Here is a 12,294-nt window from a genome sequence, read left to right as displayed (position 1 = left end):
ACATCCACGCGATAGTGTGGAGAGATGAGCAGCACCGCGGGCGTGTCGACTGAAGATTCTGCATGAGCAGACGGCATCTCTTCCCCGGCGTCATCATCTGCGCTGTGCTGGTCATTATGATCGCTGCTCTGCAAGGCCCCCTCGTCGTCGGGGCGCCACGCCTCGACCTCATCGTTCCTCAGCTTGGCAGCTCACTGCCGCCGGCAACAGAGCCAGCGGCCCCGGGGAACACGGTTCCAGAAAACGATGCTCCGGAGTCGACGGGGCTGCTGAACCCCACAATAATCCTCTTTGCACTCGGCTCGCTCGCGGCTGCGGCTCTCGTCATCACGGTGTTTCTGATCGTGCGCGCCGTTCGCCGTCGGCGACGTGCCGAACTCGACACGGCAGCCGTCTCGACGCTCCCGTCCGCTCAGGAAGACGCCGGTGACAGGGAACAGACGATCTCGGCTCCAGCCGTTGCCCGCGGCATCGATCGCGCCTTGACGGCACTTGACGAGCGCGGGGTCACGCACGATGCCATTGTCGAAGCATGGCTCGGTCTCCAGCAGTCAGCCGAGGACTCCGGGCTTCGGCTGCGTGCGTCTGAGACGCCGACGGAATTCACCGTTCGTGTTCTCGCCCGAGAGCAGAGCATCGTCAATGAGGTGGCAGTGCTTGTTTCGCTGTATCAAGGCGTGCGGTTCGGAGATCAGCGCCCGACAGCATCCGATATCGACAACGCGCGATCCGCTCTCCTTTCGATTCGGGAGGTGTGGTCATGACGATCGGTCGCGTTGTCGCCGTCTGCCTGCTCAGCATCACCCTCGGCGCAGGGCTCTGGCTTTTCGGGGTGGCCTCGCCATTCGCGTTCGCGTTCGCGCTTCTCGTTCCCGTCGTTGCCCTCCTCTGGGCCTGTCGTGCCGACAACGACTCTGCCCCGTTGGAGCCGCCAACCCCCTACCGAGGTGTGGGTGCACGTCAAGACATCTCGCGTCTGGCCTGGGCACTTCGCTCGACGCAGGGCCAGGTTGGCGACACCGCGAGAAACCGCGTGCGCACCCTCGCCTCACACCGACTCGAGCGAATCGGCCTTCACCTCGACGAGCCGGCCGACGAGCCGGCGATCGTCGCCGCGATCGGCGAACGCGCATTCGCCGTCGTGGCTCCGACGTCGCTCAAACGGTGCGACCGCACCGACGTTGACGTTGCACTCTCTCGCCTGTCTGAACCGCTGAAGAAGGAGCCTCAATGACCGAACACATGTCTGTGGACCGCGTCGCAGAACTCAGTCAAGACATTCTCGAGCGAATTCGCAGCGTCGTCGTCGATATGCACGATCCCCTTGACCTGGCACTCGCAACGATCCTCGCGGGCGGGCACGTGCTGTTCGAGGACGTCCCCGGTCTCGGCAAGACTCTCGCCGCGCGCAGCCTCGCAGCGGCGCTCGGGTTGGAGTTCCGGCGCATCCAGTGCACTCCCGATCTGCTGCCGTCAGATATCACCGGTTCGTTCGTCTATGCTCCGGCGACGGGCGATTTCGATTTTCGAGCCGGGCCGATTTTCGCCGGCCTCGTACTGGCAGACGAGATCAATCGCACGACTCCGAAAACACAGTCGTCGTTTCTCGAGGCGATGGCAGAGGGCCACGTCACTGTCGAGGGGCAACATTTCGAGCTGCCTCGCCCCTTTCACGTCATCGCCACCTCCAACCCGATCGAGTTCGAGGGCACCTACGCTCTGCCGGAGGCCCAGCTTGATCGCTTCATGGTGCGCTTGTCCGTCGGCTATCTCGCAGCCGAAAGCGAACAGAGGATCCTGCTGTCTCGCGCACACAGGCAGCATGACCTCGTGCAGATCGACGCGGTCATCGATGCTGAGACTCTTCGTGCAATGCAAGAGGGTGTCGAGTCGGTGCATGTCGACGCCGATATTGCCCGCTACTGTGTGGATCTTGCGGGCGCCACTCGCACAGACCAGGCTGTGCAGGTTGGAGCGTCGCCTCGAGGCTCGCAGGGCCTGATGCTGGTGGCCCGCTCGATTGCGGTCATGGCGGGCCGTGCGTTCGTGACCCCGGACGACGTCAAGCGAGCGGCGGTTCCGGTACTGGCGCATCGCCTGACGCTCACGCCTCAAGCCTGGGCGAATGGCGTGCAGCCGGCTCATATCGTCTCTCGGCTGCTCGGCGCCGTCGCCGGACCGCCGGCCGTCACGGCATCCGCTGAATGACCTCCGCGCGCCACACCATCACCTGGCACCCGAGCGGTTCGTTCGCCGGGGCTGTCATCGCGGGCGTCGTCGTTCTCGGCGTCGGCTTCGTGTCGTCGCGTCCCGACATTGCGTGCTGCGCTCTTCCGCTTCTCAGCTGGGCAGCGTGGATGTGGCGGCGACGGCCTGCCGACGAGACAGAGATCGGCAGCGAGATTGACACGCAGCTCGTGCGGGATGGCGCATCGCGCCTCACTGCAACCCTTCAGCTGAGGGCAAGCGCCGATGTCGAGATATCTCATGCCCGCATGATCGTCGGTGGCTCGCGAACGGTTTCTGCCGTTCTCGACTGCCGGGAAACGGCGCAGCTCGTCGCCTCGTCTCCGGTTCTTCACTCCGGCCCGTGCGATGTGCTCGCCGCGCGGTTCACCGTCGCGAGCGCCGATGGCTCCTTCGTTTCGCAGCCAACGGCCGTTCATGAGGTCTCCCACACCGTCAGGCCCGAGATCGTGCCGCTTCCGCGCCTGCTTCTGCCACATCGGCTGCACGGGCTCACGGGTTCTCACGAGTCAACGCGTCCTGGTGATGGCGGGGGCTTCCGAGACATTCATCCGTTCGCGCCGGGTGATCGTCTGCGCCGCATCGATTGGAAGGCGACGGCCAGGCTCTCCAGACGCGCCGGTGATCTCTACGTTCGGCGCACCTTCGCAGCAAGCGATGCGACAACGGTCATCGTCATGGACACGGGAGATGAGCTTGGCGAGAGTGTGGCGGAGTGGGCGCGCGGGCGCCCGCACAAGAGCGGAATCACATCGATGGATGCCGCGCGCGAAGCTGCGGTCGCCATTGCTGTTGCCTACACAGAGGCGGGGGACCAGGTGGCGCTTCAGAACCTTGCCCTCGGCACCCGGCAGGTGCGCCGAGGCTCGGGCGACCGTCACCGAGAGAGGCTGATTGCGACGATCGCCGAGACCCGACCGAACGGTGTCGGTGTGACTCGGCGACGAGCGCCACTTGTCGCGGCGGGCGCGATCATCTACGTGCTCTCCACATTCGTGGATGCTGAAGCTGCCTCGCTTGCCGCGATGTGGCGCGCCGTCGGGCACCGCGTAATCGCGATCGACACGCTCCCGGCGGGAACCAGGCACGGCCTCACGCCGGAGCAGACAACGGCCCACACGATTCTCATGATGGAGCGCGACGATCGCCTCGTCGATATGGAGTCGACCGGCGTGAGCGTCGTGCGCTGGGCCGACGCCCCCGGGGTCCCCCGTCGCGACGCACAGTTCTCAGTGCTGGCACGAGAGCGGGGGCGAGCTCGATGAATGCGGCGCCAGCATCCGTTCATGTACCGCGGGGACTGCCCGCAATGCTTGTGCACGTGAGTCTCGTCACCGTCACGACGGTTCTGTCGCTCGCGATCATCCCCAGTGTTTTCTGGCTGGTCGTGGCCATCGCCCTCGGCGCTGCTGCGGGGGCGTTTCCACGCCTGTACACAGCGTGGGCGCTCATCATTCTGCTCTCGCTGTCTCAGCTGTCGCGCGACCCGTCAGCGACCGACTGGAGGCCATATGCGCTCCTCGCCGGCCTGCATCTGATCCACGTTCTTGCGTCTCTTGCCCTTGTTGTTCCGGTGCGCGGCATGATCGACGCTCGCGTGTTCCTCAGGGTTCTGCGTCGGTTCGCCATCGTGCAGGTGCCGTGCCAGGCTCTGCTCGTGCTTCTGCTCGTCGTGTTTTCGACAGAGCGGTTCTCGCTCGCCATACCGTGGCTCGCTCCGCTCGGCGCCGCAGCGCTGGTCGTGCTGGCGGCCATCCTCATCGTTCCTCTCGCTCGCCGGCGCGAGAGGAACTGGCCGACGAGCCACCGGTGACGAGAGGGACGAATCGAACTCCGCCGAAATCTGTCTCGATCCAGTCACCGCGCGCATCTCTGCGCACGCTGCGAAGCCGCTGCCCGCTTCGGGTGCCGACGGGGGCGACGATGCGGCCGCCTGGAGCCAATTGCTCGCTCCACGACTCGGGTATGTTCGCGGCCGCCGCTGCCGAGATGATCACGTCGAACGGCTCATGCTCTGGCGCTCCTCGAGTTCCGTCGCCGATCAGCAGCTCGATATTCTCGTAGCCCAGTTTCCGCAGGACAGTTTCCGCCTGGCGGGACAAATCCGATACCCGTTCAACGGAGACGACTCTCGCCGCGATCCGCGACGCCACAGCGGCGGCGTACCCCGACCCGGTTCCGATGTCGAGAACCACATCGTCAGGTTGGATGTTCGCCGCCTGCAGGGTGAGCGCCACGATGTACGGCTGCGAGATTGTCTGCGCATTGCCGAGGGGGAGAGGGTGATCGTCATAGGCGGCTTCCCAGAGGTGGCCGGGAACGAAAAGCTCGCGAGGCACCGTGCCCATCGCGGCGAGCACGCTGGCATCCGTGATTCCGCGAGCCGCAAGGTGGTCGTCAAGCATCTGACGCCTCTCCCGCTCAAGTCTTCTCTCCACACCGTCATTGTGCGCCCGGATGGCGGCGGATGTGAAGCCTTGCTGAGAACTCTGTCGGTCGTCACGATTAGGCTAGGGGAGTGACGATTTCACCAGCTTCCACGAACTCCACCCTGTCGGTCAGCGGGGCTCGCGTACATAATCTCGACAACGTCGATGTCGAGATCCCGCGTGACTCTCTCGTCGTCTTCACCGGCCTCTCGGGTTCGGGCAAGTCTTCTCTCGCGTTCGATACGATCTTTGCCGAGGGGCAGCGCCGCTATGTCGAGTCTCTCTCGGCATACGCTCGCCAGTTTCTCGGCCAGGTTGACCGCCCCGACGTCGATTTCATCGAGGGGCTGAGCCCGGCTGTATCCATCGATCAGAAGTCGACGAACCGCAACCCTCGGTCGACGGTGGGCACGATCACCGAGGTTTACGACTACATGAGGCTGCTGTGGGCACGCATCGGCGTTCCCCACTGCCCCGAATGCGGTGAGCCGATTCAGCGCCAAACGGTTCAGCAGATCGCCGATCAGCTGATGACGCTCGAGGACGGCACACGCTACATGGTGATGAGCCCGGTCGTCTCCCAGAAGAAGGGCGAATTCGTCGACCTCTTCGCCGAATTGAGTGCCTCTGGCTACGCTCGTGCGCTCGTCGACGGCGAGACAATTCAGCTGAGCTCACCTCCGACGCTCAAGAAGTCGTACAAGCACGATATCTCTGTCGTTGTCGACCGGCTCGTCGCCGGGCCCGAGATGCTCACGCGACTGACCGACTCGCTCGAGACGGCGCTTCGTCTCACCGATGGTGTTGTGCAAGTGAGCTTCGTCGACGCCGAGGGCGACGACGCGGTGCGCACGTTCTCAGAGAAGCTGTCGTGCCCGAACAATCACCCGATTCAGCTGTCGGAGGTGGAGCCGCGCACGTTCTCGTTCAATGCTCCGTTCGGCGCATGCCCTGAGTGCTCGGGACTGGGCACGCGAATGTCCGTTGACGCCGACCTTCTGCTCGCAGACGATCAGCTGAGCATCAACCAAGGAGTCGTCGTTCCATGGACGACGCAGGGCAAGGGCCTTTACCAATACTACGAAAAGCTCCTCGTCGGGCTCGCAAACGACCTCGACTTCTCGCTCGACACCCCATGGGAGTCCCTTCCCGAGACCGTACGTGAAGCTGTTCTGCGCGGAAAGAACTTCAAGGTCCGCGTCAAGTGGCGCAACCGCTTCGGACGCGAAGTGTCGTATACATCGGGGTTCGAAGGTGTCATCCCGTACATCGAGCGCCAGTACATGCAAGCAGAAACCGATGTTCAGAGGGCGCGGTGGGCCGAGTACCTCCGGGAGATCCCCTGTCCCGTCTGCGACGGAAACCGGCTGAAGCCCGAGGTGCTGGCCGTACTCGTCAACGAAACGAGCATCGCCGATGTCGCAAATCTCAGCCTGACGGATGCTCGCACGTTCATGGAAGAGCTCACGCTCAGCGATCGTGATGCGCGCATTGCAGCTCAGGTTCAACGTGAGATCAAGGCTCGACTCGACTTTCTCATTCAGGTCGGTCTCAACTACCTCACGCTGTCGAGGTCGGCGGGCTCGCTCTCTGGAGGTGAAGCTCAGAGAATCCGACTCGCAACGCAAATCGGCTCGGGACTCACCGGGGTGCTCTATGTTCTCGATGAACCGAGTATCGGATTGCACCAGCGCGACAACCGACGCCTCATCGAGACGCTGCTCGCACTGCGGGACTTGGGCAATACCCTCATCGTCGTCGAGCATGACGAAGACACGATCCGCACAGCAGACTGGGTCGTCGACATCGGGCCGGGAGCAGGCGAAGGTGGGGGACACGTCGTTCATTCGGGCACCGTAGCCGACCTGCTCACGAATGAGCGTTCACTGACAGCCGACTACCTCTCAGGCCGTCGTCAGATCGAGACGCCGGCCACGCGGCGCACGGCCGACCCCGATCGCATGATCTCCGTCCTCGGGGCGTCAGCGAACAACCTGCGCTCGGTGGCCGTCGACTTTCCCATCGGCCTCTTCACCGCCGTCACCGGCGTCAGCGGGTCGGGTAAATCGACGCTCGTCAACGACATTCTCTACCGCGTGATGGCCAACAAGCTCAACGGCGCACGGAAGGTGCCGGGGAAGCACAAACGTGTAACGGGCCTCGACAATCTCGACAAGGTTGTGCACGTCGACCAGGCACCGATCGGGCGAACGCCGCGCTCGAACCCGGCGACGTACACGGGCGTCTTCGACCGCATCCGCACGCTCTTCTCTGAGACTCCTGAAGCAAAGGTTCGCGGGTATCTGCCCGGCAGATTCAGCTTCAACGTCAAGGGAGGTCGCTGTGAGGCCTGTTCGGGTGACGGCACGATCAAGATCGAGATGAATTTCCTTCCCGATGTGTACGTTGCCTGCGAAGTCTGCGGGGGAGCGCGCTACAATCGCGACACCCTCCAGGTGCACTACAAGGGGAAGAACATCTCTGAGGTGCTCGAGATGCCCATTGTCGAAGCCGCTGAGTTCTTTGAGCCGATCACCGCGATCCATCGGTATCTCAAGACCCTTGTCGACGTTGGCCTCGGGTATGTGAAGCTCGGCCAGAGCGCGACGACCCTGTCAGGGGGCGAGGCGCAGCGCGTCAAGCTTGCGACAGAGCTTCAGCGTCGATCGAACGGCCGCAGCGTCTATGTTCTCGACGAGCCCACAACGGGCCTGCACTTCGAGGATGTGCGAAAGCTGCTGCTCGTGCTCGGCAGCCTTGTTGACAAGGGGAACACCGTCATCGTCATCGAGCACAATCTCGACGTCATCAAATCCGCAGACTGGATCATCGACCTCGGCCCTGAAGGTGGCGCCGGCGGAGGCCAGGTCATCACGACGGGAACGCCCGAGAAGGTGGCACGGTCAACGAAGAGCCACACCGGGATGTTCCTGAAGGAGATCTTCAAAGCCGAGCTCGGTGACGCACGCCGGGCGGGATGACCGTGGCAGAACAGCTCTCCTATCGTCCGAAGGCGGGTGAAATTCCCACCCAGCCGGGCGTATACCGCTTCAGAGACGCCAACCGGCGGGTGCTGTACGTCGGCAAGGCGAAGAACCTCCGCTCGCGGCTGAGCAACTATTTCGCGCCGCTGCGCACGCTTCACGAGCGCACTCGGCGCATGGTGACGACGGCAACGAGCGTCGAATGGACGGTTGTCGGAAGCGATGTCGAGGCTCTTCAGCTCGAGTACACCTGGATTAAGGAGTTCGAGCCTCCCTTCAACGTCAAGTTCCGTGACGACAAGACCTACCCGTACCTTGCGGTCACGCTGGGAGACGAGGCTCCGCGTGTGATGGTCACTCGCAATCCCCGCATCAAGGGTGCGCGCTATTTTGGGCCGTATCCGAAGATCTGGGCTGTACACGACACGATCGATCTGATGATCAAGGCGTTTCCCATTCGCACCTGCTCGGACTCGAATTATAAGCGGGCGATGCAATCGGGGAAGCCGTGCTTCCCTGGGCAGATCGGCAAATGCGGCGGCCCCTGCTCGATGACGGTGAGCATCGAGGAGCACCGTCGTATCGTCGACGACTTCGTCAGCTTCATGAGCGGAAACGACAAGCGCTTCACACGGGAACTGCAACGCTCGATGAAAGATGCCGCCGAGCGGCAGGACTACGAGTCTGCGGCGCGTTATCGCGATCAGCTTCTGTCTCTTGAGGCGGTCCTCGACAAGAGCACCGTGGTCATGAAGGAGTCCGTTGATGCCGACATGTTCGGTATCGAGCACGATGAGCTGTCGGCGGCTGTTCAACAGTTCGTCGTGCGCGGTGGCCGCATTCGCGGCGTGCGGTCGTGGACTGTCGACAAAGAGCTTGATGTCGAAGCGGGCGACCTGATCGAGGGAGTCATCCGCACGGCCTACAGCGCACCGAAGGTAGATGTTCCGCGCGAGATCGTCGTTCCTGTTCTGCCCGACGACGCGGCAGAGATCTCTGAGTGGCTTACCACGGTGCGCGGGCGAGGAACCGTGCGGCTCAAGACCGCCCAGAGAGGCGAGAAAGCGGCACTCATGGAGACAGCCGTGCTCAACGCCAAGCAGGCTCTGATTCGGCACAAGACTCGACGCAGCTCCGATTTCGCCTCACGCAGCCAGGCACTCGCCGACCTTCAAGATGCCCTCGGAATGTCTGAGGCCCCGCTTCGCATCGAATGCTTCGACATCTCTCATCTTTCGGGCACGAACATCGTCGCCTCAATGGTGGTGTTCGAAGATGGTTTGGCACGCAAGAACCAGTACCGCACGTTTTCGATCGCCGAGTCGACGGATGACACCGACTCCATGTATCAAGTGCTCATGCGTCGCCTCGCTCACCTTGATGAGCCGAGCGATGCGGAGGAACCGACGGACACCGCGCCCAAGCGGTTCTCGTACCCGCCGCAGCTGCTTCTCGTCGACGGTGGCCAACCGCAGGTCGCTGCGGCAAAGAGAGCGCTCGAAGAGTCAGGCCGAACGGGCATTCAGATTGCGGGAATAGCGAAGCGGCTCGAGGAGCTCTGGCTCCCTGACGATGATTTCCCCGTGATTCTGCCCCGCAACAGCGAGGCTCTCTACCTTGTGCAGAGGCTCCGCGACGAAGCACACCGCTTTGCGATCACGTACCAACGAAAACGCCGGAAGCGCGACATCTCGACGGTGCTCTCCGAGGTGCCCGGTGTTGGTCCAGCGCGGGTGAAGAAACTGCTCACTCACTTCGGATCGGTTGCCCGCCTCAAGTATGCATCGCCCGAAGAGATCACGGAAGCGACGGGCGTTGGGCCCGCTCTTGCGCAGGCAATCCACGCGAAGCTCCACACTCGGTAGTCTTGTAGCTACCCGAGACGCCCGAGCGAAAGACACACTATGGCAAGCGACGAACCAGCATCCGAGCAGGAAGTCCTCATCGTCACCGGAATGTCGGGGGCCGGACGCTCAAGCGTTGCCAACGCTCTGGAAGATCTCGATTGGTATGTCGTCGACAATCTTCCGCCGCAGATGCTCAAGCCGCTCGTTGATCTTGCGGAGCGCGCCGAAGGAACGGAAAAGCTCGCCGTTGTCGTTGACGTGCGCGGTCGCGACTTCTTCAGCGACCTCCGATCGATGCTTCAGGGTCTGAGAGAGGGAACCCATCTGCGAGTGCTGTTCCTTGACGCCGCCGACGATGCTCTCGTCAGGCGCTTCGAGGCTGTGCGTCGACCGCATCCGCTTCAGGGAGACGGAACGATCCTTGACGGCATCCGTCTCGAACGCGCGCGCGTCGCCGCCATTCGCGAGCTCAGCGACCTCATCATCGATACAACAGACCTGAACGTTCACCAGCTCGGATCATCAGTGCGAGATCTGTTCAAGAGCGATGCAACGCCTGGCGTGCAGGTCACGGTGATGAGCTTTGGGTTCAAATATGGGATCCCGACTGACGCGGATATGATTGCTGACGCGAGATTTCTGCCGAATCCCTTCTGGGTTCCGGAACTGCGGATGCACACCGGCCTCGATTCCGAGGTTGATTCGTACGTCTTCACACAACCGGGCGCCGAGGAGTTCCTCACCGCATATGCCTCCGCGCTGACCCCGGTTCTCGCTGGGTATCAACGCGAGAACAAGCGACATGCGGTTGTGGCCGTGGGATGCACAGGCGGAAAGCATCGTTCAGTCGCAATGGCTGAGCGTCTCACAACTATGCTTCAAGATCAGCCCGACGTCGTCGTGAACGTGAAACACCGAGACCTCGGCCGCGAATAGGCGACCGGGCACCCGAGCAGATAGGACAACGATTGGCTCTTACAGCCGATGTCAAGGACGAATTGACCGCAGTAGCCGAAACGCGCAACACGGTTCGAGCGGCCGAACTCGCCTCCCTCCTGCGGTTCAGCGGCGGCCTCCACATCATCTCTGGTCGCATCGCCATCGAGTCCGAGGTTGATTCCCCGCAGATCGCGCGACGCGTACGCAAAGACCTGGCAGAACTCTACGGAGTGCGCAGCGAGGCGACGGCGATCTCGCCGTCCGGGGCGCGACGCGCGCCGTATTTCCTCGTACGCGTTGTCGCCGGGGGAGAAACCCTTGCGCGTCAGACCGGCCTGCTCGACTCCCGGCGTCGCCCCGTTCGTGGCCTTCCGAACCGGCTAACGACGGGGTCTCGCGACGAGCTCGCCGCCATCTGGCGCGGCGCATTTCTCGCTAGGGGCACGCTGTCAGACCCCGGTCGATCTGCGGCGCTCGAGGTGTCCTGCCCAGGGAACGAGTCGGCAATGGCGCTCGTCGGGGCTGCGGGACGCCTGGGCATCTCGGCCAAGGCACGAGAGGTTCGCGGCATCCATCGAGTCGTCATTCGCGACGGCGAGGCAATCGGCGCGATGCTCACGGCGATGGGGGCTCACAGCACCGTCACCGAGTGGGAAGAGATGCGCCAACGGCGAGAAGTTCGCGCGACGGCGAATCGCCTCGTCAACTTCGACGACGCAAATCTTCGGCGATCGGCGCAGGCTGCCGTTGCCGCGTGCGCGCGCGTTGAGCGCGCCCTGGAGATTCTCAACGCCGACGTTCCCGACCACCTGGCCTACGCCGGCAAGCTGCGCCTCGACCACCGCGACGCAAGTCTCGACGAGCTTGGGCATTTCGCGACACCGCCCATGACGAAGGACGCCGTTGCCGGCCGGATTCGTCGGCTGCTCGCCATGGCAGACAAGAAGGCAAGCGATCTCGGCATTCCCGACACCCAGGCGAATCTTCCGGCGCATCTCGACTAAGAGTCCCTCGCCGTCATGTTCAGCATCCGCGTGTGGCCAAGTCAGCTGTCGGGACTAGACTGTTGGCGTCACTCAGTGCCATGCGCGGCTTCTCGCGCGTGAGATGAAACGGAGAGATCTATATGGCTGAATACACGCTTCCTGAGCTTCGATATGACTACGGCGCACTCGAGCCGAGCATTTCGGGCACGATTATGGAGCTACACCACTCAAAGCATCACCAGACGTACGTGACGGGAGCCAACACCGCACTTGAAAAGCTCGCGGAAGCCCGCGATTCCGGTGATTTCGCAAACGTCAGCAAGCTTGAGAAGGACCTCGCGTTCAACCTCGGCGGACACGTCAATCACTCGATCTTCTGGACGAACCTTTCACCAAACGGCGGGGACCGCCCGACCGGTGAACTCGAAGCGGCCGTCAACGATAACTTCGGCTCGTTCGATAAGTTCCAGGCACACTTCAACGCCGCCGCACTGGGCATCCAGGGCTCAGGGTGGGGCGCGCTGATGTGGGATTCGATTGGCCAGAAGCTGCTCATTCAGCAGTTCTACGACCAGCAGTCGAACTTCCCCGCTGGAACTGTTCCCATTCTGCTCCTCGATATGTGGGAGCACGCGTTTTACCTTGACTACCAGAACGTCAAGGGAGACTACGTGAAGGCGTTCTGGAACATCGTCGACTGGGCGAACGTGCAACAGCGTTTCACGACCGCACGTGAGAAGACCTCAGGCCTGCTGGTACTGTCGTAAGACAGACAGGGTTGTCCCAGGCTCCTGTCTGGGACAACCCTCTCCACCTCGCTTGCGAGATTAATTGAAATCGCGCTTCCCAGCGCCCAGTTACA

At 62.7% G+C, this 12,294-nt stretch carries 11 protein-coding genes; 10 read left to right on the top strand and 1 reads right to left on the bottom strand.

What is annotated here, in order from left to right; translation table 11 throughout:
- Nucleotides 1-62 precede the first annotated feature (62 nt).
- Genes HCR84_RS08170 through HCR84_RS08150 form a run of 5 tightly spaced genes read left to right on the top strand, consistent with a single transcriptional unit; the run spans nucleotide 63 to nucleotide 4,060 of the window.
- Nucleotides 63-764, top strand: coding sequence for a DUF4129 domain-containing protein (locus HCR84_RS08170; RefSeq protein WP_166983589.1), 702 nt, complete (start codon nucleotides 63-65; stop codon nucleotides 762-764).
- A complete protein-coding gene (locus HCR84_RS08165) occupies nucleotides 761-1,234 on the top strand; it encodes a hypothetical protein (RefSeq protein ID WP_166983588.1) in 474 nt (157 codons plus the stop codon). The genes HCR84_RS08170 and HCR84_RS08165 overlap by 4 nt, the downstream gene beginning before the upstream one ends.
- On the top strand, nucleotides 1,231-2,208 hold the full coding sequence (locus HCR84_RS08160) for an AAA family ATPase (RefSeq protein ID WP_166983587.1): 978 nt from the start codon (nucleotides 1,231-1,233) through the stop codon (nucleotides 2,206-2,208). The genes HCR84_RS08165 and HCR84_RS08160 overlap by 4 nt, the downstream gene beginning before the upstream one ends.
- Complete coding sequence (locus HCR84_RS08155) at nucleotides 2,205-3,512, top strand: DUF58 domain-containing protein (RefSeq protein ID WP_166983586.1); 1,308 nt, start codon at nucleotides 2,205-2,207, stop codon at nucleotides 3,510-3,512. Before HCR84_RS08160 ends, HCR84_RS08155 begins: the two co-directional genes overlap by 4 nt.
- A complete protein-coding gene (locus HCR84_RS08150; RefSeq protein WP_166983585.1) occupies nucleotides 3,509-4,060 on the top strand; it encodes a hypothetical protein in 552 nt (183 codons plus the stop codon). Before HCR84_RS08155 ends, HCR84_RS08150 begins: the two co-directional genes overlap by 4 nt.
- Here HCR84_RS08150 and HCR84_RS08145 read toward each other — a convergent pair.
- The gene (locus HCR84_RS08145) at nucleotides 4,005-4,685 is read right to left on the bottom strand and encodes a protein-L-isoaspartate(D-aspartate) O-methyltransferase (RefSeq protein ID WP_235940845.1); all 681 of its coding nucleotides are present in this window, start codon (nucleotides 4,683-4,685) and stop codon (nucleotides 4,005-4,007) included. The two genes, HCR84_RS08150 and HCR84_RS08145, sit on opposite strands and share 56 nt — an antisense overlap.
- An 80-nt stretch (nucleotides 4,686-4,765) precedes the next feature.
- On the opposite strand from HCR84_RS08145, the gene uvrA reads away from it, so the two are divergent.
- From uvrA to HCR84_RS08120, 5 genes are all read left to right on the top strand, one after another.
- Nucleotides 4,766-7,657, top strand: coding sequence for an excinuclease ABC subunit UvrA (uvrA, locus tag HCR84_RS08140; RefSeq protein ID WP_166983584.1), 2,892 nt, complete (start codon nucleotides 4,766-4,768; stop codon nucleotides 7,655-7,657).
- Nucleotides 7,658-7,659: 2 nt separating this feature from the next.
- Entirely contained in the window at nucleotides 7,660-9,525 is a 1,866-nt protein-coding gene (uvrC, locus tag HCR84_RS08135; protein ID WP_166983583.1) for an excinuclease ABC subunit UvrC, read from the top strand.
- A gap of 39 nt (nucleotides 9,526-9,564) precedes the next feature.
- Complete coding sequence (gene rapZ, locus HCR84_RS08130) at nucleotides 9,565-10,443, top strand: RNase adapter RapZ (RefSeq protein WP_166983582.1); 879 nt, start codon at nucleotides 9,565-9,567, stop codon at nucleotides 10,441-10,443.
- A 32-nt stretch (nucleotides 10,444-10,475) separates the two neighbouring features.
- Entirely contained in the window at nucleotides 10,476-11,450 is a 975-nt protein-coding gene (gene whiA, locus HCR84_RS08125; protein WP_166983581.1) for a DNA-binding protein WhiA, read from the top strand.
- 122 nt (nucleotides 11,451-11,572) lie between these two features.
- Complete coding sequence (locus HCR84_RS08120; protein WP_166983580.1) at nucleotides 11,573-12,199, top strand: superoxide dismutase; 627 nt, start codon at nucleotides 11,573-11,575, stop codon at nucleotides 12,197-12,199.
- Nucleotides 12,200-12,294 lie beyond the last annotated feature (95 nt).

Origin of the sequence: Paramicrobacterium fandaimingii (genome assembly GCF_011751745.2) — a bacterium.
Taxonomy (GTDB): domain Bacteria; phylum Actinomycetota; class Actinomycetes; order Actinomycetales; family Microbacteriaceae; genus Paramicrobacterium; species Paramicrobacterium fandaimingii.
The sequence above is the reverse complement of the archived record's forward strand: the minus strand, read 5'-3'. Positions and strand labels throughout refer to the sequence as shown.

Coding starts and splice junctions, on each gene's coding strand:
- HCR84_RS08170 (WP_166983589.1), top strand. CDS start 63: ATGAGCAGACGGCATCTCTTCCCCGGCGTCATCATCTGCGCTGTGCTG.
- HCR84_RS08165 (WP_166983588.1), top strand. CDS start 761: ATGACGATCGGTCGCGTTGTCGCCGTCTGCCTGCTCAGCATCACCCTC.
- HCR84_RS08160 (WP_166983587.1), top strand. CDS start 1,231: ATGACCGAACACATGTCTGTGGACCGCGTCGCAGAACTCAGTCAAGAC.
- HCR84_RS08155 (WP_166983586.1), top strand. CDS start 2,205: ATGACCTCCGCGCGCCACACCATCACCTGGCACCCGAGCGGTTCGTTC.
- HCR84_RS08150 (WP_166983585.1), top strand. CDS start 3,509: ATGAATGCGGCGCCAGCATCCGTTCATGTACCGCGGGGACTGCCCGCA.
- rapZ (WP_166983582.1), top strand. CDS start 9,565: ATGGCAAGCGACGAACCAGCATCCGAGCAGGAAGTCCTCATCGTCACC.
- HCR84_RS08120 (WP_166983580.1), top strand. CDS start 11,573: ATGGCTGAATACACGCTTCCTGAGCTTCGATATGACTACGGCGCACTC.